The 21,938-nt window shown below is 70.5% G+C and carries 25 protein-coding genes and 1 pseudogene; 10 read left to right on the forward strand and 16 right to left on the reverse strand.

The genetic code is table 11. The annotated features are described in order from the left end of the window. The 9 genes from AB0D48_RS14850 to AB0D48_RS14890 form a co-directional block, all read right to left on the reverse strand. On the reverse strand, window positions 1-365 hold a 365-nt coding region (locus AB0D48_RS14850; RefSeq protein WP_362396036.1), incomplete at its 3' end, for a phosphoadenosine phosphosulfate reductase family protein. Between the two features lie 26 nt (window positions 366-391). Next, the gene (cysC, locus tag AB0D48_RS14855; RefSeq protein WP_362395496.1) at window positions 392-1,000 is read right to left on the reverse strand and encodes an adenylyl-sulfate kinase; all 609 of its coding nucleotides are present in this window, start codon (window positions 998-1,000) and stop codon (window positions 392-394) included. Between the two features lie 23 nt (window positions 1,001-1,023). Next, window positions 1,024-2,304 (reverse strand): GNAT family N-acetyltransferase, encoded by a 1,281-nt coding sequence (locus AB0D48_RS14860; protein ID WP_362395499.1) that lies wholly within the window; start codon window positions 2,302-2,304, stop codon window positions 1,024-1,026. A 3-nt stretch (window positions 2,305-2,307) separates the two neighbouring features. After that, a complete protein-coding gene (locus AB0D48_RS14865; protein ID WP_362395501.1) occupies window positions 2,308-3,642 on the reverse strand; it encodes an MFS transporter in 1,335 nt (444 codons plus the stop codon). 30 nt (window positions 3,643-3,672) lie between these two features. Then, a complete protein-coding gene (locus AB0D48_RS14870; RefSeq protein WP_362395504.1) occupies window positions 3,673-3,933 on the reverse strand; it encodes a YciI family protein in 261 nt (86 codons plus the stop codon). Between the two features lie 51 nt (window positions 3,934-3,984). Then, the gene (locus AB0D48_RS14875; RefSeq protein WP_362395507.1) at window positions 3,985-5,322 is read right to left on the reverse strand and encodes an ATP-grasp domain-containing protein; all 1,338 of its coding nucleotides are present in this window, start codon (window positions 5,320-5,322) and stop codon (window positions 3,985-3,987) included. After that, window positions 5,322-6,284, reverse strand: coding sequence for a hypothetical protein (locus tag AB0D48_RS14880; RefSeq protein WP_362395510.1), 963 nt, complete (start codon window positions 6,282-6,284; stop codon window positions 5,322-5,324). Before AB0D48_RS14880 ends, AB0D48_RS14875 begins: the two co-directional genes overlap by 1 nt. Window positions 6,285-6,296: 12 nt before the next feature. After that, window positions 6,297-8,030, reverse strand: coding sequence for a carbamoyltransferase N-terminal domain-containing protein (locus tag AB0D48_RS14885; protein WP_362395513.1), 1,734 nt, complete (start codon window positions 8,028-8,030; stop codon window positions 6,297-6,299). A 34-nt stretch (window positions 8,031-8,064) separates the two neighbouring features. Beyond that, entirely contained in the window at window positions 8,065-8,376 is a 312-nt protein-coding gene (locus AB0D48_RS14890; protein ID WP_362395516.1) for a hypothetical protein, read from the reverse strand. 244 nt (window positions 8,377-8,620) lie between these two features. Between AB0D48_RS14890 and AB0D48_RS14895 the strand changes: the two genes are divergently transcribed. Beyond that, window positions 8,621-9,637 (forward strand): LuxR C-terminal-related transcriptional regulator, encoded by a 1,017-nt coding sequence (locus AB0D48_RS14895; protein WP_362395519.1) that lies wholly within the window; start codon window positions 8,621-8,623, stop codon window positions 9,635-9,637. A gap of 42 nt (window positions 9,638-9,679) precedes the next feature. Here the strand turns inward: AB0D48_RS14895 and AB0D48_RS14900 are convergent, their stop codons facing one another. The 3 genes from AB0D48_RS14900 to AB0D48_RS14910 all read right to left on the reverse strand — a co-directional run bounded on the left by AB0D48_RS14900 (window position 9,680) and on the right by AB0D48_RS14910 (window position 12,285). After that, a complete protein-coding gene (locus AB0D48_RS14900) occupies window positions 9,680-10,420 on the reverse strand; it encodes a hypothetical protein (RefSeq protein ID WP_362395522.1) in 741 nt (246 codons plus the stop codon). Between the two features lie 26 nt (window positions 10,421-10,446). After that, complete coding sequence (locus tag AB0D48_RS14905; RefSeq protein WP_362395525.1) at window positions 10,447-11,277, reverse strand: hypothetical protein; 831 nt, start codon at window positions 11,275-11,277, stop codon at window positions 10,447-10,449. A 123-nt stretch (window positions 11,278-11,400) separates the two neighbouring features. After that, window positions 11,401-12,285: a hypothetical protein gene (locus tag AB0D48_RS14910; RefSeq protein WP_362395528.1), complete on the reverse strand. Its 885-nt coding sequence runs from the start codon at window positions 12,283-12,285 to the stop codon at window positions 11,401-11,403. Window positions 12,286-12,459: 174 nt separating this feature from the next. On the opposite strand from AB0D48_RS14910, the gene AB0D48_RS14915 reads away from it, so the two are divergent. Continuing rightward, complete coding sequence (locus AB0D48_RS14915; protein WP_362396039.1) at window positions 12,460-13,071, forward strand: flavin reductase family protein; 612 nt, start codon at window positions 12,460-12,462, stop codon at window positions 13,069-13,071. A gap of 89 nt (window positions 13,072-13,160) precedes the next feature. Here the strand turns inward: AB0D48_RS14915 and AB0D48_RS14920 are convergent, their stop codons facing one another. Genes AB0D48_RS14920 through AB0D48_RS14930 form a run of 3 tightly spaced genes read right to left on the reverse strand, consistent with a single transcriptional unit; the run spans window position 13,161 to window position 16,462 of the window. Then, window positions 13,161-14,270 carry a Zn-dependent alcohol dehydrogenase gene (locus AB0D48_RS14920; RefSeq protein WP_362395530.1) on the reverse strand — a complete coding sequence of 370 codons (1,110 nt, stop codon included), beginning with the start codon at window positions 14,268-14,270 and terminating at the stop codon, window positions 13,161-13,163. Beyond that, window positions 14,267-15,469 (reverse strand): acyl-CoA dehydrogenase family protein, encoded by a 1,203-nt coding sequence (locus tag AB0D48_RS14925; protein WP_362395533.1) that lies wholly within the window; start codon window positions 15,467-15,469, stop codon window positions 14,267-14,269. The genes AB0D48_RS14920 and AB0D48_RS14925 overlap by 4 nt, the downstream gene beginning before the upstream one ends. Before the next feature lie 9 nt (window positions 15,470-15,478). Next, complete coding sequence (locus tag AB0D48_RS14930; protein ID WP_362395536.1) at window positions 15,479-16,462, reverse strand: SDR family oxidoreductase; 984 nt, start codon at window positions 16,460-16,462, stop codon at window positions 15,479-15,481. 108 nt (window positions 16,463-16,570) lie between these two features. On the opposite strand from AB0D48_RS14930, the gene AB0D48_RS14935 reads away from it, so the two are divergent. Next, the gene (locus tag AB0D48_RS14935) at window positions 16,571-17,497 is read left to right on the forward strand and encodes a cyclase family protein (RefSeq protein ID WP_362395539.1); all 927 of its coding nucleotides are present in this window, start codon (window positions 16,571-16,573) and stop codon (window positions 17,495-17,497) included. A gap of 195 nt (window positions 17,498-17,692) precedes the next feature. Here AB0D48_RS14935 and AB0D48_RS14940 read toward each other — a convergent pair whose 3' ends face one another. Then, window positions 17,693-18,286: an MBL fold metallo-hydrolase gene (locus tag AB0D48_RS14940; RefSeq protein WP_362395542.1), complete on the reverse strand. Its 594-nt coding sequence runs from the start codon at window positions 18,284-18,286 to the stop codon at window positions 17,693-17,695. A 301-nt stretch (window positions 18,287-18,587) separates the two neighbouring features. Between AB0D48_RS14940 and AB0D48_RS14945 the strand changes: the two genes are divergently transcribed. The 7 genes and pseudogenes from AB0D48_RS14945 (at window position 18,588) to AB0D48_RS14975 (ending at window position 21,925) form a co-directional block, all read left to right on the forward strand. After that, on the forward strand, window positions 18,588-19,007 hold the full coding sequence (locus tag AB0D48_RS14945; RefSeq protein ID WP_362395544.1) for a hypothetical protein: 420 nt from the start codon (window positions 18,588-18,590) through the stop codon (window positions 19,005-19,007). 166 nt (window positions 19,008-19,173) lie between these two features. After that, on the forward strand, window positions 19,174-19,869 hold the full coding sequence (locus AB0D48_RS14950) for a hypothetical protein (protein ID WP_362395547.1): 696 nt from the start codon (window positions 19,174-19,176) through the stop codon (window positions 19,867-19,869). A gap of 303 nt (window positions 19,870-20,172) precedes the next feature. After that, window positions 20,173-20,418, forward strand: a complete 246-nt coding sequence (locus AB0D48_RS14955; protein WP_362395550.1) for a DUF2283 domain-containing protein — start codon at window positions 20,173-20,175, stop codon at window positions 20,416-20,418. Between the two features lie 171 nt (window positions 20,419-20,589). Continuing rightward, the gene (locus tag AB0D48_RS14960) at window positions 20,590-20,751 is read left to right on the forward strand and encodes a hypothetical protein (RefSeq protein WP_362395553.1); all 162 of its coding nucleotides are present in this window, start codon (window positions 20,590-20,592) and stop codon (window positions 20,749-20,751) included. 15 nt (window positions 20,752-20,766) lie between these two features. Further along, the gene (locus AB0D48_RS14965; RefSeq protein ID WP_362395556.1) at window positions 20,767-21,039 is read left to right on the forward strand and encodes an SseB family protein; all 273 of its coding nucleotides are present in this window, start codon (window positions 20,767-20,769) and stop codon (window positions 21,037-21,039) included. 13 nt (window positions 21,040-21,052) lie between these two features. Beyond that, window positions 21,053-21,259: pseudogene (locus AB0D48_RS14970) on the forward strand (RHS repeat-associated core domain-containing protein); the annotation flags it as partial. Window positions 21,260-21,616: 357 nt separating this feature from the next. Continuing rightward, complete coding sequence (locus AB0D48_RS14975) at window positions 21,617-21,925, forward strand: hypothetical protein (protein WP_362395559.1); 309 nt, start codon at window positions 21,617-21,619, stop codon at window positions 21,923-21,925. Window positions 21,926-21,938 lie beyond the last annotated feature (13 nt).

Below are 21,938 nucleotides of genomic sequence, written 5' to 3' on the forward strand. Positions count from 1 at the left end.
GGGACGGTCTGCAGCGGGTTGCGGGTCCCGTCGGGGCGCTCGCGCAGCTTGCCCGCGTCGATGTAGTCCTGCACGGACGCGACGTGCAGGCGCAGTCCGTGCTCGGCGACGGTGCGGTCGCGGTACTCCAGCACCTCGGGGAAGTTGTGCCCCGTGTCGACGTGCAGCAGCGTGAACGGCACCGGCGCCGGCGCGAACGCCTTCAGCGCCAGGTGCAGCATGACGATCGAGTCCTTGCCACCGGAGAACAGGATCACCGGCTTCTCGAACTCACCCGCCACCTCACGGAAGATGTGCACCGCCTCCGACTCGAGGGCGTCCAAGTGGCCGAGCTGACGCGGCACTTCGGACGACGGGCCTGCCATGGCGGCCGCCACCGGTATCGGCGGGTTCATCGGAGGAAGTGCCTTTCGGCCAGCAGGCCCAGCAGCATCGAGGCCGACTCGGCCACCGACTGGGCGTGCGCCGGGATCCGCATGTCGGGCTCCACCGGCACCTCGTAGGGGTCGTCGACCCCGGTCAGGCCCGATATCTCGCCGTCGCGCTGCTTGGCGTACAGGCCCTTGACGTCACGCTCCGCGCAGGTCGCGACCGGAGTCGTCACATGCACCTCCAGGTAGGGGGTGCGACTCTTGGCGTGCCGCTCGCGGACGGCCGCACGGCTGTCCGCGTACGGAGCGATGACCGGCACGAGGACGATCACCCCGTTGCGCGCCAGCACCTCGGCCACCATGCCGATCCGTCGCACATGGGTGTCTCGGTCGGCGCGCGAGAAGCCGAGCCCCTCCGACAGCGTCTCGCGCACCGCGTCGCCGTCCAGCACCTCCACCCGGCATCCCTCGGCCCGCAGCCGCTCGGCGAGCACCTCCGCGATCGTCGACTTCCCTGCACTCGGCAGTCCGGTCAGCCACACCGTCACACCGCAGTCGCACGGCCTGGCCGAGGCGGCGCGGGGTGTGTCCGGCCGGGCGTCGTGCTGCAGCCCATGACGTACCACCATGTTCGGGTCGACCTCTTTCTGTCCTAGGCGGTTTGACCGGTGAGACGCTCGAAATGCGTCGAGGTACGGGCGGAGAGGAACTCCATGACCCGGTGCAGCGCGGCGAGCCGGTCGGCGTCGGGGGTCCAGAGCCAGGTCTCCCGACGGGAGAGCCGTGCCCCGCGCCGCAGCTTGGCGCTGAACGCCTCGAAGCCGAGACGCACCGTGCGCAGCCCGTGGTCCGCGGCGTGGCGCAGCGGCTCGTAGAAGGTCAGGCACGGGTAGACGGGGCCGGCGTCGGAGACGGACTCGTCCGCCCCGTACATGAGGACGCAGTAGCTGTCGTCGTCGGCCATGTGGATCCCGCACGCGGCGAGTTCGTCGTCACCGGCACCGGCACCCGTGCGAACGGCGACCGGCACCCGCAGGTGGTCGCCCAGCAGGCCCGCCATGGCGGACCGGGCAGCGATCAGCGCCTCCCGGTCCGGGAGCCCGCCGTGCTTGGCGATGTTGCGGGCCTCCAGCGCCACGACCCGCTCCACGTTGCCGTCCAGGGGCCACACGCCGAGGCTCAGCGCCGAGTCCGCCACGGCCTGTTCCTCCTTGCGGTACATGCGGCGCCGGCGGCTGGGCAGTGCCTCCAGGTACGTGGCGTACGAGGAGACCCCGCCCAGGTCGAAGTCCGAGACGCCCGTCAGCACGGCAGAGCGGAATCCGAGTTCCGCCAGCACCGCCCGCAGGTCCGTGTCCTGCGGGCGTACGTAGGGCAGGCAGACCGCGCCGGCGAGCCCGTCGCGCACCGCGTCCTGGGTGTGCGCCAGCAGGGCGCGCAGCGTACGGCGCCGGGCCGGTGCGTCCAGGCCGTCGCGCAGCCCGGCTTCGGTCGAGTCGAAGCCGCGGAAGACGACCGCCTCGCCGAGTACGGCGGTGAGCGCGGCGGCGTCGGGGACGGCGAGGCCGTCCGGCCCGGCGGACTCGCCGAGGGCCGTCCGCAGCAATGCGGCGTGGGTCTCGCAGGCCTGCTGCCCGCCGTCCTCCTCGGGCCGGCGCAGTTGCTCGGCGGTGAGCAGTTTCCAGGGGTGGCTGAAGAGTGCCGAGGCCGGTGTCGTCACAGCCCCGTGCAGTGCGCCGCACCAGCCGGTGCCGTCGGCGGCCGTGACGAGGGCGGACGGGCCGGCTTCGACGCGCTCCCGGAACAGGGCGTATCCGTGGCCGCGGTCGGCGTACCCGGAACCGTACAGGTCTTCCCACTGCGCGGTCGTGAGGTGCGCCGCGCTGTCGTGCAGGTGCGTTTCCACCGTTTCCACCGTTTCCACCGTTTCCACCGGTCAGCCTTCCCGTTCTTGTGCCGGCTGCGGCCGCTGCGTGGCGGCCGCCGGTACGTAGGCCCGCAGGTCCGCTCCCGCCTGCTCCACCCGGCGTACGCGTTTGACGGGCGAGGCCAGCAGGGGCAGCGAGGACACCGCGAGCGAGACGGCGATGGCCAGCAGCGCGTCGCCCGCCCCGAGTGCGTCGGCGAGCGCGCCGCCGATCAGGGCCCCCAGCGGATTGGGCCCGAGGGCGACCAGCCGGTAGCTCGCGGTCACCGAGCCGAGGAACTCCCGCGGTGGGATGGTCTGCCGCAGGCTCATCACGTAGACGTTGTAAGCACCCAGCGCCAGGCCGTTGGCGAGGAACGCCAGGCCGAACGCCACGACCGGCGGCAGCGGCCCCGAGAGCAGCGGGCCGAGGAGCAGCGAGCCGGAGGCGATCAGCAGTCCGGTCGTGAGGGTCTTCCCGGCGTGCAGCCGGGACGCCAGGCGTCCCACGCCCACCGAGCCGACCAGTGCGCCGATGCTGGCGACGCCGATGATCAGACCGACGGCGCCGGTGGACAGGTCCGCCTGCCGCACCCCGTAGATCATGAAGGCGGTGAGGAAGGCCTGTTCGTGGAGGTTGAAGAGGCCGGACTGGACGCACAGGTCCCGGATGGGCCGGCAGGTCCAGGTGAACTTGAGCCCGGCGAGCAGCGCGCGGCCGCCGGGCCGGGAGGGTACGGATACCTCGTCCTCCGCGATCCGCAGCGACCAGAAGCTGATCCCCGCGCCCGCGAACAGCGCGCAGGTCACCGTGACCGCGAACGGCAGCCCGGCGAGCTGGACGAAGACGCCTGCGAGCGCGGGCCCGGCCATCTGGGTGGCGGAGGTGCTGGCCTGGAGGATGCCGTTGCCCTCCGCCAGCTCCGCCGGCCCGAGGAGTTTGGGGACGGCCGACTGGTATCCGATGTCGTAGAAGACGGTGGCCGATCCGACCACGAAGGCGATCGCGAGGAGCATCCACAGGTTCAGGCCGAACAGGGCGTATCCGACGCCGAGCAGGGCGAGCGCGGCGCCGCGCACCACGGTGCACACCACGATGAGCGTGCGGGTGGGCGCGCGGTCCGCGAAGACTCCGGCGACGAGGGAGAGGACGACCACCGGCACGAACTGCGATGCCGACACCAGTCCCGCCTGGGCGCCGCTGCTGTGCAGTTCGACGACGGCCAGCAGCGGGAAGAGGAAGAGGGCGACCTGGTATCCGAGCCGGGACACCGCGTCCCCGATCCACAGCCGGCGGAAGACGCCCAGCCGCATCAGCGAGCGGGGCTCGTGCGCCGACGCCGGGGTCTGCCGGTCGTCCTCCATCGTCCCCTCCCCCTTCTCTTGTCGCAGTCGTCAGTTGATGAAGGGCTGCCACTCCCGTGACTGCCGCATGGTCACGCCCTCCGTACGGAAGTACGGGTCTGCGGCGAGGAGTTCGTCGAGGGCCGGCCGGTCCGGGACGTCGAACACGAGGACCGCGCCCGAGTCGTCGGCGAGCGGGCCGGCCATCCTCAGCAGGCCCTTCTCGTGCAGAGCGGTCAGCTTCTCGCGGTGTGCGGGTCGTGCGGCGAGCCGCTCGGGGGCCTGGGTGAAGGCGAGTTCAACGATCCACATGTCTGACTGTCCCTTTCCATACCGTGCGTTCCGTGACGGACCCGGTCGCCGTCACGGCTGCGCCGGGGCGATCGAGACCTCGATGGAAGCACGCACTTCCGCCTCCAGCACGTCGAGTTCGTCCACCGTCCGCGCGTCGAGGAGGAAGGTCACCACCCGGTCGCCGGATTCGGTGAGCGGGCCGACGCGTGCGCCCCGGCGTTTGAGCGCGAGCACCGCCCGCAGGGCCGCCGGCCCGTCGGGGTCGCCCGGCGCCATCTCGGGCCAGGGTTCGCCGTTCGCGGTCCAGGCCACGTCGGTGGCCTGCGGGTGGCGTACCTTCACGTCCTCCAGTACGCCGTGCGCCGTCTCCAGGTAGACCTGCCGGGCGTACCGTACGGGCGCGGTCCGGGTCACCGGTTCGCCCAGCGCGATCCGCAGGATGTCCGGCTCCACGGGCCGCCCGGTCGCGAGGTGGTACAGCGGCAGCAGGCCGTCCCCGGGGGTGCGCGCCGCCAGTTCCATCAGCACGACGCGGCCGTCGCCGGTCAGCCTCAGCTCGGTGTGGACGATGCCGTTCTCGAAGGCCAGCCGTTCCGTCATGGCCCGGTTGGCGGCCAGCAGCCGCTCGTTGTCCGGGGACGGGGGCGCGGGGACGGTGTGGCCCAGTTCGACGAAGAAGTCGGTCGACTCCTCGTTGGTCCGCTTGTGCGTCACCGACTCGAAGACGATCCGCCCGTCCTGGAGCATCGCCTCGACCGAGTACTCCTGGCCGGTCACCTGCTCTTCCACGAGCAGGGTCTCCGCGGACGGATAGCCGTCGCCGGAGATCAGCTCCAGGAGCTGCTCCCGGTCCGTGACCACCCGTACCCCGGAGCTCTCGCGGCGGCCCGACGGTTTGAGCACCGCCGGGTAGCGGATCTCGTCGTACGGTGCGCTGTCGCGTCCGCCCGGCGGGATCACCACGGTGCGCGGGCTCCACTCGGCGAGGTAGGCGCGCTGCAGGTACTTGTTGCGGCAGACCCGGGTGGCCCGCAGGCCGGGTGAGGGAAGGCCGAGCAGGTCGGCGACGATGCCGGTCTGCTCGACGAGCATCTCCCCCGCCGCGAACACTCCGACGATGTCGTAGCGCTCGCGCCAGGCCATGACCTGTGCGACGACGCCGCCCGTGAAGCCCCCTTCCGTACCCACCGTTCCGGTGACGAATCCGGCCTCCGTGATGAGCGAGCCGGGCCGCAGCCCGGATGCCATCTGGCGCGAGGTCTCCTCGCGCCACTGCTCGGAGGTGAGGACGAGGGGTGCGATGCCTCGCTGTTCCAGTTCGGTCAGGTAGCGCCAGTTCCGCAGGATGACGCGGAGTCCGCCGAGGAGGACGAAGGCGCGGGGGCGGTCACGGGCGGCGTCGTCCATCACTCGTAGCCGTACTGTTCGAGGAGGTCACCGAACTGCTCGTTGAAGCGGGCCGTGTTGTTCGCGGTGAAGTGCTCGCGCCACGCCCCCGAACGGCCCCGGAAGAAGCTCCAGGAGTCCTGGTTGTAGATCTTGTCGGCGACTTCCTCGGGATCCTCGCCCGAGCTGATGTGCGTGAGCAGCCTGCTCAGCGCGTCCACCTGGCGCTCTCGGGAGCCGCCGCCCTTGGGGCCGACCAGGTCCTCGAAGCGGACCTTGCACACGTCCGGGTGGCGCAGCAGCCACATGGAGCGCTCGAACTGGTCGCGGCCCAGGAAAGAGGGGTCCCGCAGCGCGTAGTCGATCTTTGCCTCCCAGGTGGGGAGGGATTTCAGGATCTTGTGGAAGACGTCGAACTCGTAGAAGTTGCCGTAGCCGGCGGCGGTGCGGCCCTCGAGGAAGTTGATCATCGAGATGACGGTGTCGCGCGGATCTCGGTAGTTGAAGACCAGCGGCGGGGCATCGGTGGCCACCCACTCGCTGAGGAAGGTGCCGTCCACCTTGTCGATGTCGAGCTCGTGGAAGATCCAGCACAGTCCGCGCGGGGTGTCGGCGAACTTCGAGTACGAGATGTGCCCGTTGCTGATGACCTCGTCGGCGAAGTCGACGCGGGTCTGTCCGTACCGGTTGACGACGCGCTGGCCGAGCCGCTGCTGCCAGTGCCAGCCGAGGGCCGCCCAGTCGTCCCGGGTCGCCTTGCGCAGCGGCTCGGAGTCGAGGCCGAGCAGCTCCTCGTACTCCTCGCGGGAGCGGGTGATCGAGGCGATCTCCAGCAGCTGGGCGTCGTCGAACTCGGGCATGTTGCCGGGTACGGGCCGGGGTACGCCGGTCATCTTGTAGCCGAGCTTGACCATGAGTCCCTGCATCAGGTGCGTGCCGGCCTTCTGCAGGGAGATCACCATGGTGCGCGGTGCCTGGGGCATGTCTCTCCCTTCCTACTTCTCGTTGCCGAGGCGGCCGTCGTGGCCGACCGACCGGCGGTACAGGACGCCTTCGGACCACACCATGTCGACCTGGCCCCACTCGATCGCGGAGGCGACGTCGGGGAAGAAGCTGCGGCCGTTGTAATTGGCGCTGGTGTTGCAGAGCACCGGGATGCCGCTGAACTTGTGGTACTCGCGCAGGATCGCGGCCAGCGTCGGATCGTCCTCCACGCTGACGGTCTGGAGCCGCGCGGTCCCGTCGAGGTGCATGATCGCGGGCACCTTGTCGACCCACTCGGGCCGGACGCGGTGCTCGAAGAGCATGTACGGGTCGGGCGTGCCCGGGTCGAAGATCGTGGGCGCGTGCTCGACCAGGCACAGCGGCGCGACGGGCCGGAAGTGCTCGCGCTTCTTGGCGTCGTTGAGCCGGACCTTCATCTGCGGGTCCACGGCGGGCGCGATGATGCTGCGCGCCCCGAGCGCGCGGGGACCGAGCTCCGCGGGGCCGTTGAGCAGCACGACCGGCTCACCGGTGTGGTGGATGAGACGGGCCAGTTCCTCGGGGCGGCACGGCGACACGGTCCAGCCCTGCGGCACGTGCGGGGTGCGGACCAGGGCGGGACCCTGCCGCGTACCCCATTCGAGGGGCCGCAGGCCCTTGCCGTCGGCGGCCCGCAGGCAGGCGGTGCCGATCGAGGAGCCGGAGTCGTCGGGGAACGGCGGCACCCACATGGCCTTGATGATCGGGTGCGCACGCAGCGCGCTGTTCCACTTGATGTTCAGCGCGCAGCCGCCGGCGAAGCACAGGTTCCACGCCTCGCCGCCCTTCCAGGCGCGGATCTTGGCGGCCACCCGCTCCAGGAGGAGCTCCTCGATGAACGTGTGCACCGTCGCGAGGACGTCCTCGTCGGAGACGCCCATCTGCTCGGTGCGCGTCGCCACCTCCGCGAGGAAGGCGTGGACGTAGCCGTGCGAGGGCTCGCCCGTCGAACCGCAGCCGATGACCTTCTCGCGGTACTCGCGCACCCGGGGCGTGTCCGCCTCGAAGTGCTCGTGGAACAGCTCCTTGAAGACGGCCTTGATCTCGGCCCGGGGCGTGCCCAGCGCGATGTAGGCCATCATCTTCCCGGCCACCGAGAGGTCGTCCACGTTGGTGGACTTGTTCTTCCGTGCGTACGGGCCCCAGTGCTGGGAGGCCATGGAGTAGGTGTGGCCGATCAGCGGGAAGACCTCGCCGCCCGGCTCGATCCGGCCGTCCGCGTCGACGCAGTACAGCCTCGGGAAGCAGCCGCCGTCCCAGACCATGACCATCGAGGGTTCACCGCGGCGGGCGAACGGGCTGGTGCAGTACGCAGCCGCCAGGTGGCTGGCCACGTGCACGTAGCTCTGGTACTCCTTCGACTGGCCCGCGATGACGATCTTCCCGCTGTAGCCGGGCATGGCCGGATCGGGCACCTTGCCGGTCTCACGGTAGGGCGCGACCATCAGGTCCAGCGGGATACCGCCGCTGAGGGTGGAGACGTGGCCGTTGACGGCGCCGTCCCAGCCGTCGATCACCCACTGGCCCACGTCGTTCACGCCGTACCCGTAGCGAGCAAGGATCTTGGTGATGTCATCGAGTTCGTCGACGTTGCTGTAGCGGCGGCCGTTGTCCAGCTTCTGCATCTCGACGTTGAACTCGAGCTTGTCGCCGTTCAGCAGCGCGACACCACCGCTCTGGGTCAGCTTCAGACCCGCAGTAATCATGCTCGTCCCTTCACGTGAACAGCCAGGCAGCAGCTCATGGCGTCGTGGCTTTCATGTCGTCATGGGTGTGGCGTACCGCGCAGGTCGCGGCGACCACGGCGGACCGGGCGGTGCCCAGCGCCTCACGTGCCGCCTCCAGATCCCCGGCCCTGCCCAGCAGGGCCGAGGCGTCGGCCGCGCAGTCGATCAGGTGGAGCGCGACTCGGGCCAGTTGGCCGTCCGGGCCGTACGCGTCGTACTCGTCGTCGATGAACTGGCGCGCCCGCGCCAGCATGGCCAGTACCTCGCCCAGCGCCGGGTACGCATCGGCCTCGATGCACCCGGCCGCCGCTTCGGGGCTCCTCATGGCCGGCTGGAGCCGCCGGGGCGGGTGGCCGAAATCATGGCCATCCCTCTCGAGGCCATCCCAGGGAAACAGGAAATCCTCGGTTCCGAGTAGATGATTCGTTTCACCGTCGCCACTCCCGCCATTGATTGCGTGGGCCGCTTCTTGATCACCGACTGGTTTTGATCCTGCCTTGCCCCTGCCGCCGCATCAACGAGTCGAGGCATCATGATCCGGCACTTCCGAAACAAGAAGGGGGCCCACAATGGGAATTTGTGAGGCAAACTCGGACGATACGACCTGTAAATCGGTCTGCGATGAGGGAGTAGCCAAATACCGTGAAGCCTGGCGCAGAGGAGGCCTGTCGGGCCCCGTTCCCCGATGTCTGGTCACCCTCGGCCTGCTGCGCCGGACACGGGGCGGCGCGGAATGCCCGGGCGGGGCGGCGGCCGCCGCGGCACCCGCCCACTACCTCCCCGTACCGCCCTCGGTCGCCGCCCTCACCCTGGCGCGGCCCATCGACGAGGCCATCGAGAAGCTGCAGGCACAACTCGACACGCTGACCGCCTCACTCGCCCCCATGGAAGCCGTCTACCAGCACGAACAGCAGCAATGGGACACCCACGTGCAGCCGGTGCACGGCGAGGAGACGATCAGCGCGGCGATCCGGCAGGCCGTGGAGTCCTGCGACAGCGAGCTGCTCACCGCCCATCCGCGAGGTGGCCGCCCGGCCGAGACCCTCGCCGACGCACTGCCCCGCGACCTGGCGCTGATCGAGCGCGGCGTCCGTCAGCGCACCCTCTACAGCCACACGGTGCGCTCCCACGGACCCACGCTGGGCTACATGGAACACGTCACGCGCGTGGGGGCCGAAATACGTACCACCGGCGAGACATTCGAGCGGATGATCGTGTGCGACAGGTCTGTCGCCTTCATACCGGTGCTCGGTTCCGAGGGACAGGAACAGCGTGCCCTGGCCATTCGCGATAATGGCTTGATTCAGTACCTTGTCAGCACGTTCGAAGCGCTGTGGGAACGCGCCGATCCGATCGAGTTCGACGCGACGCACCATTTTCCGCCACAACTCACCGATGAAATCCAGCGGACGATTCTGGAACTCATGGTGAAGGGGCACACCGACGAAGCCATTTCGAAGCGCCTCGGTCTGAGCGCGCGCTCGATCGGCACCCACATCAAGCGCGCCTCGTCCCTGTTCGGCAGCCGCAGCAGGGCCGAGCTCGGCTACAGCCTCGCGAAGGCCGGGGTGCTCGACCTCGACTGAGCGCGCCGCGTGGGGGTCGGGGGGCCCGTCCTCGCGGACGCCTCAGATTCCCACGCGGTCCGGCGCCGGCAGGAACTGGTCGTAGAAGCTCACCTTGAGCTGGAGCGAGCGCTCCTCCGCCTCCTTGAAGGCCTCGGCCGCCCCCTCGCCCCCGCTGATGAGGAAGTCCCTGAGCCGGGTCGCCAGCCGGTCGGGGTGGGCCGTGGACAGCATGCCCCCGCCCTCGAGCGTGCGCGTCTTGGCGTCGTGGACGTGGTGCGGGTAGTAGAAGCGTGAGCGGTACTCGCCCTCCCGCGCCATGAGGGGTTCCATCCGCTCCCACAGCCGCCCGTACTCGACGGAGACCAGGATCTCGCCCCAGAAGCGCAGGAGCGTCAGCACGCGCAGATCGGCGTCGTCGTGGGTGCCCGCCTCGGCGATCAGGCCGAAGGTGTCGCTGATCGCCTTCTTCGTCGCCGCCGTCGGCCTCGTGTGGAGGAGGTCCGTCCGGGAGACGCCGAGCCTGAGGATGTCCTGCATCATGTCCTCGCGGTGCGAGGGCGTGTCCCCGCGACCGTCCGGATACTCCTCGCGCAGGATGACCCGGGCGATCCGCACCGCCGCCTCGTCACGCAGGAGATCGATCGCCAGGTCGTAGGCCGGCGTGAAGGCGAGCGAGAGGAAGCGCCGCTGCAGCAGGATCGCGGCGAAGTCCTCGTCCGGAAGCAGCGTGACGTTGGCGAGTACGGGGTGCTGCTCGTACCGCTCGATCAGTTCGTCCTCGAACCTGTCCAGTTCCTGCACGACCGTAACCTCACTTCCGGATCGGATCACTGATTGATGCTGTCGATCGACCTGTGCCAGTCACCGAGATCCACGTCGTGGCCGATGCGCCACAACGTGTCCAGTTCCCTCTGGACCTCCCCGCCCATCAGGGTGTCGCACCCGTCGATCTCGGTCTGGGTGGACGCGATGGCCAGCTGCCCGTGCAGGAACGAGCTGACCAGGTAGCGCTCGTCGACCTTGTACACGGCGATGGACGGAAGGGAGTTGTACACCCGCACCCGGAGCTTGTCGCGGAGCTCCGGAGCAATCTGGCGGTGGACCAGTTCGAGGCTCCGCAGGCTCGCGTCGACGTCCACCGCTCCCGCTCGCTGGCCGGTCGAGCGCAACGCCTCGTCGCGCAGCCCCGCCACGGGGGACGACGGATGCAGCAGCAGGATGTTCACCTCGATCTGGCGCTCGTTGACGGCGTTCGCCAACTCGCTCTGGAAGCTGCCGAGGTTGGGTATCCAGGTCTGCAGGATGGCCACCTCCCGCCTGGCGGCCCGCACCAGCCCGATGAACGCGGACTCGGGAAATTCCCTGTGCACCTGGACCACGCCGAGGTAGTGCCCGCGCCGGAGCTCGCCCGTCAGGCCGTCGACGGTGAGCCCGGAGATCTGGCGGTTGATGTTGTCGAGCACCTTCAGGCGGTCGAACTCCATCAGGAGGAACAGGGTGACCGTGCTCAGGATGAGCAGCGTGATCTTCGGGAGAGTGCCTCCGGGGGCCATCTTGTCGAGCCACCCGAGGAGGTCGGCGACCAGAACCGCGATGCCCGCCGCCGCCATGGTACCCAGTGAGATCCGCTCGGCCCGGTAGCGAAAACCGTTCCCCATGACCACCCCAGCCCCCGACGTCGTTGTCGTTGGCGACGACTGTACACACGCACTGCCGCAGGCGCGTCTCGGGCCCATGTCTCCTTTGCCACAGGGGGAGTTGGAGGCTGCAGCGGGGCCGGCCTAACGGCGGCTCAGGAGCCACATGTCCCCGTCGTCCGGGTCGCCGTACAGCTGGAACAGCTCCGGGTGGGCCGCGCTCCCGCCCACCTCCCAGGTCGGGTGCCAGTCGTCGCAGTCGCGGACGACCAGATCCACCCCGGCCCGCCGGCCGCGGTCCGGGTTCGCGGTCCGCGGCGACCAGGTGCCGGCGGCGGTGCAGTACGTGATCCCCTTGCGGACGCCGTGCGCCGGTACGCCCTCGACCACGGCCCCGCCGCCCTCCTTGAGCCGGACCACCCCGCCGTCCGCGCCGCGCCATTCGCCGACGTACTCCGCGCGCTCCAGCCGGGGCGGCTCGTAGCCCTTGACCAAGCCGTGCTCGACCAGGAGGATTCCGGCCGCCATGGCGGCATACACGAGCACCGCGGTGACCAGGCCCGTCACCCCCACGACGGAGCCGGGTCGCCTGCCCTTGCCGATCGCCCGGTGCGCCACCAGCAGCGGAGCCGCCCCGAACCCGGCGATCCCGGCCCAGGCGGCGAAGTACGGGACCCCGCACGCCCACGGGAACAGCGCGCAGGCCGCCGAGAGCGCGAGGAGCCAGGCCGCCGCGGCCACCCCTCGACCGTAGCGGTCGGCCAGGGCGAGGGCCGGCCGGGTGAAGACCATGGCGTGCACGAAGGCGAGGCCGAGGAGCACGGCGAGAGCGATGACGCACAGGAACGGGAGCATGAGGACGGCACCGAACCCCCAGCCGCCCTGGCCGTAGTCGTCGGTCCAGGACGGCAGGACGATCCAGAGGCCCAGCCCGACCGCCAGCTGTCCGGCGGCGACCGCTTCCGCCCCGGGGGCCGACTGCCACCACCCCGGCCCCGTCGCGACCGGCTCCCACGCGACCTGCGCCATCCCGCCACCCCTGCCTTGAACGCGTTCAACACTCTCGGCCCGGGACCCTACACCCTCCATTGAACGCGTTCAATCAAGGCGGAGCGGCACGGCGGGCCGTCAAGGCGAGCCGCACCCCCCTTCCAATCTGACGAACCGTCAGCTTAAATCGCCTGTGTGATGGGACATGCAGGGATGGCGGCCACCGTCGTCCGGTACCTCAGGGCAGTCGGCGCCCCCACCTCCGCCGCGGCGGGTCCGGAGCCCGTGGACGTGCTGCCGCGCCCCGACCTGCGGGCCGTCGGCGAGGACGAGCGCGCACCGGTCTCCCCCGCCGAATTCCGGGCCGTGCTCGGAAACTTCGCCAGCGGGGTCACCGTCATCACCGCGCCGCCCGGCCCGGACGAGGACGGACCGGCCGGTTTCGCCTGCCAGTCCTTCGCCTCGCTGTCCCTCGACCCGCCCCTGGTCACGTTCATGGTGGCCCGTACGTCGACCACCTGGCCGCGGATCGCCCGCGCCGGGGTGTTCTGCGTCAACATCCTGGGCGCCGAGCAGGGCGGGCTGTGCCGGTCCTTCGCCGTCAGCGGCGCGGACAAGTTCGCCGGGGTGTCCCACACCCCGGCCCCGGTCACCGGCTCCCCGCAGCTCGACGCCGTGCCCGCCTGGATCGACTGCCGGATCCACGCCGTGCACACCGGCGGTGACCACCTGATCGTCGTGGGCCGCGTCGTGGCCATGGGCGCGGCCGGCGAGGGCGAGCCCCTCCTCTTCCACAAAGGCCGCTTCGGCCGCTTCAGCGACTGAGCCGGCGCCCCGGCACCGGCGACGGACCCTAGGCCGTCGCCGGGCGGCCCCCGGGGAGCCGGGGCGCCGCCCGCCCGGGACGACGTCGGCTACCCGGCCCCGGGCGGCGCGGCGTTCCCTGCCCCACCCGGCTGGAACGTGAGCACCCCGCGCGCCACGCGCCCGTGGTGGGCGTCGTCGGCGGCCTTGGCGAAGTCCTCGATCGGGTAGACCTCCGTCACCAGCTCGTCCAGCAGCAGCCGGCCCTGCCGGTAGAGGTCGGCGTAGAGCGCGATGTCGCGCTGCGGGCGCGAGGAGCCGTACCGGCAGCCCATGATCGTCTTGTCGAGGTACATCGACGAGACGAGGAAGGAGGCCTCCTCCGTGAAACCGGGTACTCCGAGCAGGATCGCCTGACCGTGCCGGTCGAGGAGGTCGATGGCCTGGCGGATCAGCTTCACGCTGCCCACGCACTCGAAGGCGTGGTCGGCGCCCGTCGGCAGGATCTCCCGGACCGCCGCCCCCGTGTCCCGGGCCGCCGACGCCTCGATGAAGTGCGTGGCCCCGAACAACCGGGCCACCGCTTCCTTCGCCGGGTTCGCGTCCACCGCGACGATGGCCGTGGCACCGGCGATCCGCGCGCCCTGCAGGACGTTCAGCCCGATCCCGCCCGTGCCGATGACGACCACCGAGTCGCCGCGGTCCACCTTCGCCCGGTTCAGGACCGCGCCCACGCCCGTCAGCACCCCGCAGCCGATCAGTGCCGCCGAGGTCAGCGGGATGTCGGCCGGGATCTTCACCGCCTGCACGGCCTCGACGATCGTCCGCTCGGCGAAAGCAGAGTTGGAGGCGAACTGGAACAGCGGCTTCCCGCCCCGCGAGAACGGCTGCGCGGGCATCCCGATCGCCTTGCGGCACATCGTCGGGCGGCCGCGGTCGCAGTCCGCGCACGCACCGCAGTTGGCGAGCGTGGACAGCGCCACGTGGTCGCCGGGCGCCACGTGCGTGACCCCCGAGCCAACCGCTTCGACCACCCCCGCCCCCTCGTGCCCGAGCACCACCGGCGGCGGGAACGGAATCGTCCCGTCGATCACCGACAGGTCGCTGTGGCACAGCCCGGCGGCGGCTATCGCGACCAGCACCTCCCCCGGCCCCGGATCACGGATCTCCAGGTCGTCGACCACCTGGGCCTGCTTGCCGTCGAACACGACGCCTCTCACCTGGACTCCTTTGGCAGGCCGAGCACGCGCTCGGCGATGATGTTCCGCTGGATCTCGTCCGAGCCGCCGTAGATGGTGTCGGCACGGGTGAACAGGAAGAGCCGCTGCCCCTCGTCGAGTCCGCGCTCGTACGGGACCCCGGGCGCCCAGCCGGCCGGTCCTGCCGAGGCCGCCGCGCCGCGGACCTCCACCGCCAGCTCGCCGAGCCGCCGGTGCCACCCGCCCCACAGCAGCTTGGCCACGCTGGGGGCGCCCGCGTCGCCGGGGGCGCCGAGGGTGCGCAGCGCGTTCCACCGCATCGCGCGCAGCTCGGCCCACTGCCGTACGAGGCGCTCCCGCAGGACCGGGTCCGGAGCACCCGAAGCCGCGTAGGCCCGGACCACCCGCTCCAGCTCCGCCGCGAAGCCGATCTGCTGGACCAGCGTGGACACCCCCCGCTCCAGGGCGAGCAGTCCCACGGCCACGGACCAGCCGTCGCCCTCCGCACCGACGACCTCGGCCGCCACCGCCCCGTCGAAGAACACCTCGTTGAACTCCGAGGTCCCCGACATCTGCCGGATCGGCCGGACCTCGATCCGGCCCGGCTGGTCCATCCGTACGAGCAGGAACGACAGCCCCCGGTGGCGCAGGGACCCGGGGGCGGTGCGGGCCAGGACGAAACACCAGTCGGCTTCCCGGGCGAGGGAGGTCCATATCTTCTGCCCGGTCACCCGGAACAGCCCGGCCGCCCCCAGGGAGGGATCCCGTACGGCCGCGGTACGGATCGCCGCGAGGTCGGAGCCGGCGCCCGGCTCGCTGTAGCCCTGGCACCACAGCTCCTCGCCCCGCGCGATGCCGGGCAGGAAGCGGTCCCGCTGCTCCCGGGTCCCGTAGGCGATGAGGGTGGGCGCGAGGAGGTTCTCCCCGATGTGGCCGACCCGGCCCGGCGCGCGCAGCGCCGCGTACTCCTCGGCCCACACCACCTGCCCGGTCAGGGACAGCCGGCGGTTTCCGTATCCTTCGGCCTCCCAGCCCTGCCCGATCCAGCCGCTGCGGCCCAGCTCGCGCTCCCACGCGCGCCGGACGTCGACCTGCTCGTGCTCGCTCCCCGGGCCGCCGAGGCCGCGGGCGTGCGCGTACGGGCCCACGAGGTGCTCCGTGAGCCACGCCCGGGCGCGCCCGCGCAGCTCCTCGTCCTCGGCCCCGAAGCTGAAGTCCACACCGCTCCCCTATGCGTTGGCGGCCTTGGAGGTGCCGGCGGTGCCGGCGGCGCTGGCTGCGCTGGCGGTGCCGGCGGCGTTCGGGCGGTCCTTGGCGGCCGCCGCCCTGGCCATGGCCTCCAGCTGCGCGAGCATCGGCATCGGGTCGGTGCCCACCGTCCCGGGCAGGAAGTCGGCGATCTTCTCCGGCGTCCAGGCGCCCTCGGCGTACCCGGCCCGCAGCTCGCGCGGCTGCGCCCAGACGGCGATCTTCGGGCCGGCGATCGTGTAGACCTGCCCGGTGATCTTCTCCCCGCCGACGGCCACGGCCCTGTCGCTGAGCAGGTAGGTCACGAGTGCGGCGACGTCCTCGGGCTCGCCGATCTCCTTGAGCTCCATGGGGACGTTGGCGGACATGCGGGTACGGGCAATCGGGGCGACGGCGTTGGAGGAAATCCCGTACTTGGCCAGGCCCAGCGCGGCGGAGCGGACGAGGGAGATGATCCCGCCCTTGGCGGCGCTGTAGTTGGCCTGGGCCACGGAGCCTTGGTGGTTGCCGCTGGTGAAGCCGATCAGGGTGCCCGAGCCCTGCCTGCGCATGACGGCGGAGGCGGCGCGGAAGACGGTGAAGGTGCCCTTGAGGTGGGTGGCGACCACCGGGTCCCACTCCTCTTCGGACATGTTGAAGAGCATGCGCTCGCGCAGGATGCCGGCCACGCACACGACGCCGTCGATGCGCCCGTACCGGGCGAGGGCGGTGTCGACGATGCGCTGGCCGCCCGCCATGGTGGAGATGTCGTCGGCGACGGCGACGGCCTCTCCGCCGGCGGCGAGTACCTCCTTCACGACTCCCTCGGCGATCTCGCTGGTGGGCTCTCCTCCCTCGATGCCGACCCCGTAGTCGTTGACGACGACCTTGGCACCCTCGGCGGCCGCGGCGAGTGCCACGGCCCGCCCGATGCCCCGGCCGGCGCCGGTGACGGCGACGACCTTGCCTGCCAAGAAGTTCCCCACGTCCGGCCCCTTCCCGCGTTTTCTGACGGTCCGTTAGATTCTATGGGCACCTCGATGCGCGAGCACAAGCCCTCGTTGCCGTTTCCACGCAAGGAGCTGTTGAGGCCCATGTCACTGCCCGCCGAGTTCCACGACATCGCCAAACGCGTCAACAACTGGGGGCGCTGGGGCGCCGAGGACGAGATCGGCACCTGCAACCTGATCACCGACGAGGTCGTCCGGGCCGCCGCGGCGGAGATCCGCACCGGCCGCCGCGTACCTCTCGCCCTCCCGCTCAAGGAGGACGGGGTGCAGGCCGGTCTGATCCCCGGCAGGATCAACCCGCTGCACACGATGGTGCAGATCAACCAGGAGATATTCGGCCCGGGCACGGTGGCGTGCAGCGACGACGCCGTGACCATGGGCCTCCAGGCGGGCACCCACTGGGACGCCCTCACGCACGTCTCTCACTCGGGGAAGATCTACAACGGCCGCCCGGCCTCCTCGATCACCCCGCACACCCGCGCCCAGTACAGCGGCATCGACAAGGCGGGGCACATCGTCTCGCGCGGCGTCCTGCTGGACGTGGCGCGCGCCAAGGGCCTGGACCGGCTCCCCGGGGGACACGCGGTGACCCCGGAAGACCTGGCCGAGGCCGAGGAGTTCGGCGGGGTCACGGTCCGCTCCGGCGACATCGTGCTGGTCCGGACCGGCCAGGTCCAGGTCTACCTGGCGGGCGACAAGCACGGCTACGGCTTCCCGTCGCCCGGGCTGTCCGTCCGTACGCCGGAGTGGTTCCACGCCCGGGACGTGGCGGCGGTCGCGAACGACACGCTCACCTTCGAGATCTTCCCGCCGGAGCTGGAGAATCTATGGCTGCCGGTCCACGCCCTGGACCTGGTCGAGATGGGCATGCACCAGGGCCAGAACTGGAATCTCGAAAAGTTGTCCACAGCCTGTGCAGAAGAGAACCGGTACGCCTTCCTCCTCTCCGCCATGCCGGAACCCTTCGTAGGCGGAACCGGCACCCCGGTGGCCCCGGTGGCCGTCCTCTGAGGCCAGGGGGCGATGCGCGCCGGCAGGCGAGGACGAACCGTACGGCCGCCGCGGCGGTGAGCAGGGGGACCGCCCCGAAGGCCGCGAGGACCGCGGTGTCCGGGCGGACTGGGGACCGGCCTTGACCCGTACCGACTCGCCCAGCAGGGTCCGGCCGTCCACGGCCGTTCCGCAGCGGACCACGAGGCCCGCCCGCTACAGCGGCGCCTCGTCCCCCGCCGGGAACGGTCCGCCGTGGCCCGGCACGATCACGTCGGCCGCCGCCACGACCCGCAGGCGGGAGGTGCGCAGTACGTCCCGGTCCGGGGCCACCGGGTCCTCGGCCGGGCCGTCCGGGCGCCACCAGAGGTCACCGGCGAAGGCGACCACGCCGTCGGCGGTGCCGGCGAGGAGGGTGATGTCCTCGGGGCTGTGGCCCGGGGTGCGGATCAGGCGCAGGGAGTCGGAGAGTTCATGGCCCTCGGCGTCCCGGTCGATCCACTGGTCGTTGCGGTACTCCGCCTTGTGGTCGTGGACCCACGCCTGGGGGAACAGGGCCACGTTCATGGTGTTGTCGGGGTGGTGGTGGCTGAGCACGACATCGGTGATGTCGTCCGGCCCCAGGCCCAGTTCCGCGAGCGGGCCGAGGATGCGGTCGCGGTGGGCCACCATGCCCGGGTCCACGATCACGTGGCGGTCACCGTCGGAGACGTACGAGACGGTGGCGGCGACCCCGGGCCCGGTGGAGAGGGTGTAACCGGTAGTCAGGACGGTGAACACGGCGCTGCGGCCGAGGGGCTTGTCTGTCATGGCTTCAGCTTCGCGCCGCGGGCCCCCATGCCACGAGTGGCTCTTCTGCCGGTGATCGCGGGTTTCGTGCCACGCAACTGTGCCACGCGGCTTTCGGGGTACCCGGCTTTGATGCCACGCGCGTTTCGTGCCACGCGGTTTGCATGCCACGCGCGTTCATGCCCCCCGCGTTTCATGTCACGCAGCCGCTCCGTACGGGGGGACGGGCGACGACCCCCCTGCCCCGAGGGGTCCCGGGACGGCCCGGTACCCTGCGTTGCCCCCGACCGCCGGGGGCCGCGTTTCCGCTCAGGAGTCCCCCATGGCCGTCAAGAAGGCCACGATCCAGCAGCAGGTCGCAGAGGCCATCACCCAGGCCAACCCGGCCGACCGTCCCCACGTCACCATCCAGGCCGTCGCCGGGCCCAGCGTGTGGCTGATGAGCATGCTCGGCCTCATCGGCCAGGCGTTCCTCACGTACTACTTCGTCACCGTGACCGACCAGGCCGTGGTGATCCACAAGGCGAGCCGGATGAGCAACCGGCCGCAGGAGATAGCCTTCGCGATCCCCAAGGAACAGACCGCCGGCCTGGTCTCGGAGATCAACCGGAACGCGGTCTGGAGTCACTTCCACATGCAGCTCCCGGGCCAGCCGAAGCCCACGCGCATGAACGTCCACCGCATCTGGCGCACCGAGATGGACCAGCTGCTGACCACGCTGACCGGCCAGCCGGTCGCCTGAGCCCCGCCCGCCGGCGCGGGACTCCCCACCCGCGTCGGCGGCCACGCCCGGGCCCCGCCCCACGGTCACCCGGGCCTCCCCCACCGTGGAACCATGAGGTGTCCATGACGCGTCACCGTTCGCGCGTCACACCCCGGACCCACCACCCTCACCGCAGGAGGAGCGCATGGCCAACCCGTACGAGGCAACGCCGCCCCAGGCCCCCAGACGCCGGTCGAACGGCGGCCTCGCCGGCTTCCTGACCGTCGCCCTGATCGTCGGCGGCATCTACGGTGCCTCCCGGTACCTCGGCCACGACGACGGCAAGCCGTCGGCATCCGCGTCGGCCTCGGCGTCCCCCTCCGCCAAGCCGTCGGACCCCGGTTCCCCCGAGTCCTCCTCCGACACCTCCAGTTCGTGGAAGGTCGGCGACTGCGGCGGCCCCGACCCGGACAACAAGCCCGACGGGTACCGGCCGCAGAGCTGTTCCGCCTCCGGTGCCACGTTCAAGGCGATGGACATCAAGGACGCCAGCATCATTCCGGGCTCGATCCAGTGCCCGCCCGGCACCGACCTCATGATCGAGGTGAGCATCTCCTACGGCAGCAGCAAGAAGGGCGGCATACCCACCAACACCGTCTGCGGCCGGAACCTGTCCAACGACCACCCCGGCGACCCGGGCGCCGGCGGCGGACAGCTGGTGAAGGGTGACTGCGTGACCGACCAGGCCCAGGAAGTCGCCTGCGCCTCCGGCGGTTCGGGCACCTACAAGGTGCTCGGCCTCGTCAAGCAGAAGAGCGAGTGCCCGTCGGGAACCAGCGAGCCCATGGAACTGACCATGGCCGTCGGCCGCCCGTACGACGTGATCTGCGCCGACGGCTGAGCCCCCGGCCGACCGCCCCTCGCCCACCCTCCAGGCCCTGCTCGGCGGCCCGCCGCCCGCCGCCCGCCCGCCGCCACGAGGCCTTCCCCACCTCGCGCCGGCGGGCGTTGCCACTGCTACGCACGGCCACGGTGTACCGCTACGTCCGCGAGGCCGTCCCTCAAGGGCTGGCGCCTCCTGCGGGAACTCGGTTGCGGCGCCCCCGCATCACCGAAATCGTCGAAGTCGTCCTGGCCTTGCAGCTCACCGAGTCGACGCGCAGGGCACCGCCGACAGCAACGACACCGAGGGAGCCGGCCCAGCGTGGCAAACCTCAAGGTCACCTACGACAAGACCGCGAACGCAGCGTACGTGCACTTCACCGATCCGCAGGTCCGCGCGAAGGTCACTCGCATGCACCCCAGGCGACCCGGTCGACGTCGCGGCATGATCAACCTCGACTTCGACGAGCAGGGCCACCTCATCGGCATCGACGTGTTGGCGGCCAGTTCAAAACTGCCCGAGTACCTGCTCCAGTCCGCGGAGCGCCTGGACACCGAAACGGCATGAAACACGCGGAGCCCGGCGCCACCCGCCGCGCTCTGCACCAGGCCGGAAGTGACTCACTGTCGAACGACGGACTTCGCCGGGACTGTGAGGCTATGCAAAGGTACGTTCGATTCGTTAAGTGTCTGACGTACTGGCCTGGTTCAGCGGGGGCGGACCGGTGAGGGGTTTCGGGTGGGGTTCGACGAGGAGTGGGGCCGGCTGCGGGCGGAGGCTGCGGAGCGGGCGGGTGAGCCGGATCGTCCAGTCGCGAAGGCTGACCCGGTGGCTGTGGCCCGGGCGGCGGTGCTGGATCGGCTGGCGGATTTCCGTGCCGGGGTGGTGTTGGTGCCGTAGGACGAGCGGGGCGGGTTGTGGACTGCCGAGCTCGGCGGGCTGGACTGGATCTGTGCGTTCTCCGGTGAGGAGACGCTGGCTCGTTTCGCCGAGGCCCGGGGCGAGGCGGAGCGCGAGTGGGAGTACCGGCGGGTGGTGGGGGCGCGGTTGCTGGATGAGGTGATACCAGCGCTCGACTTCCCGTGCGGGGAGGCGTTGGACGCGGCGGGACCGGACGGCATCGTGTTCCCGCCGGTGCGCGGGATCGTGCCGGATGCGGCTGCGCTCGACGGTCAGGTGGTGGCGTGAGCGGGGACGCCGCGACTCCACGGCCTACACACCCCTGCGCTTCCCGGGCCAGTACTTCGACCCCGAGTCGGGCCTTCACCACAACTACTTCCGCACGTACGACCCCCAAACGGCCCGCTACCTCTCCCCGGACCCCCTGGGCCTCGCCCCGTCCCCCAACCCGGCCACCTACGTCTCGAACCCCCACACCTGGTCCGACCCGCTGGGCCTCGGCCCGTGCCCCATTCCGTGGTCGAGCGGTAGCGTTTCATCCGCGGTACGAGCGATCGATGAAGGGTCGACTCAGATCAGTGTCCGTTCCCGGAGCGAGGCAGAGGAGATATATCTTGGCAAATTCCATGGCGACGGATACCGGAACGCCGAGGGTTTCGACGGAAAGGGTACTCGCCAGCACTTCGGATCCAAGAGTGGCACATATCACTGGGATGACAAGCTCGGAGAAGATGGCCGAGTTTTGGGCCACGGATCAGAGAACAGGGACGGCGATCGACCCCACTTGCAGATTCACACACACGAGGACTCCCCTTACAAGGGCTCGATCATACGAATATTCTGGGGAGAGGAGAGGTGAAGAGAAATGAGGCCCGAGGTCGCCAACCGCTTGACGATGACCCGCTCGACGGTATCCGCACGACACAAACCGAGCTCTGAGGATCTCTACGCTTGGGTTTGGGTATTCCCTTCGCAAGATGGCACTTTCCGCGTGTCCATGGTGGAAATCCCCAAGAACCTGATAGACGAGGACGAATGCTTCTCCGAGGAGGACATTTCACGCATTCACATCGCGACCGTGGGCAAGTTGTCGGAAGTCGATGAGGTGGTCAGCAATATAGGGGTGGACCCGAACGACTTCGACGCTCCATGGAAGAACGACTTCCCTCTGTAGGATCCGTCCGTTC

The organism is Streptomyces sp. NPDC048269 (genome assembly GCF_040652395.1).
Taxonomy (GTDB): Bacteria; Actinomycetota; Actinomycetes; order Streptomycetales; family Streptomycetaceae; genus Streptomyces.

What these genes read in the sequence shown, in the direction of transcription:
- AB0D48_RS14935 (WP_362395539.1), top strand. Translation starts at nt 16,571, where the DNA reads ATGTCACTGCCCGCCGAGTTCCACGACATCGCCAAACGCGTCAACAAC.
- AB0D48_RS14880 (WP_362395510.1), bottom strand. Translation starts at nt 6,284, where the DNA reads ATGCCCCAGGCACCGCGCACCATGGTGATCTCCCTGCAGAAGGCCGGC.
- AB0D48_RS14940 (WP_362395542.1), bottom strand. Translation starts at nt 18,286, where the DNA reads ATGACAGACAAGCCCCTCGGCCGCAGCGCCGTGTTCACCGTCCTGACT.
- AB0D48_RS14875 (WP_362395507.1), bottom strand. Translation starts at nt 5,322, where the DNA reads ATGGACGACGCCGCCCGTGACCGCCCCCGCGCCTTCGTCCTCCTCGGC.
- cysC (WP_362395496.1), bottom strand. Translation starts at nt 1,000, where the DNA reads ATGGTGGTACGTCATGGGCTGCAGCACGACGCCCGGCCGGACACACCC.
- AB0D48_RS14885 (WP_362395513.1), bottom strand. Translation starts at nt 8,030, where the DNA reads ATGATTACTGCGGGTCTGAAGCTGACCCAGAGCGGTGGTGTCGCGCTG.
- AB0D48_RS14905 (WP_362395525.1), bottom strand. Translation starts at nt 11,277, where the DNA reads ATGGGGAACGGTTTTCGCTACCGGGCCGAGCGGATCTCACTGGGTACC.
- AB0D48_RS14895 (WP_362395519.1), top strand. Translation starts at nt 8,621, where the DNA reads ATGGGAATTTGTGAGGCAAACTCGGACGATACGACCTGTAAATCGGTC.
- AB0D48_RS14870 (WP_362395504.1), bottom strand. Translation starts at nt 3,933, where the DNA reads ATGTGGATCGTTGAACTCGCCTTCACCCAGGCCCCCGAGCGGCTCGCC.
- AB0D48_RS14945 (WP_362395544.1), top strand. Translation starts at nt 18,588, where the DNA reads ATGGCCGTCAAGAAGGCCACGATCCAGCAGCAGGTCGCAGAGGCCATC.
- AB0D48_RS14865 (WP_362395501.1), bottom strand. Translation starts at nt 3,642, where the DNA reads ATGGAGGACGACCGGCAGACCCCGGCGTCGGCGCACGAGCCCCGCTCG.
- AB0D48_RS14975 (WP_362395559.1), top strand. Translation starts at nt 21,617, where the DNA reads ATGAGGCCCGAGGTCGCCAACCGCTTGACGATGACCCGCTCGACGGTA.
- AB0D48_RS14950 (WP_362395547.1), top strand. Translation starts at nt 19,174, where the DNA reads ATGGCCAACCCGTACGAGGCAACGCCGCCCCAGGCCCCCAGACGCCGG.
- AB0D48_RS14915 (WP_362396039.1), top strand. Translation starts at nt 12,460, where the DNA reads ATGGCGGCCACCGTCGTCCGGTACCTCAGGGCAGTCGGCGCCCCCACC.
- AB0D48_RS14910 (WP_362395528.1), bottom strand. Translation starts at nt 12,285, where the DNA reads ATGGCGCAGGTCGCGTGGGAGCCGGTCGCGACGGGGCCGGGGTGGTGG.
- AB0D48_RS14890 (WP_362395516.1), bottom strand. Translation starts at nt 8,376, where the DNA reads ATGAGGAGCCCCGAAGCGGCGGCCGGGTGCATCGAGGCCGATGCGTAC.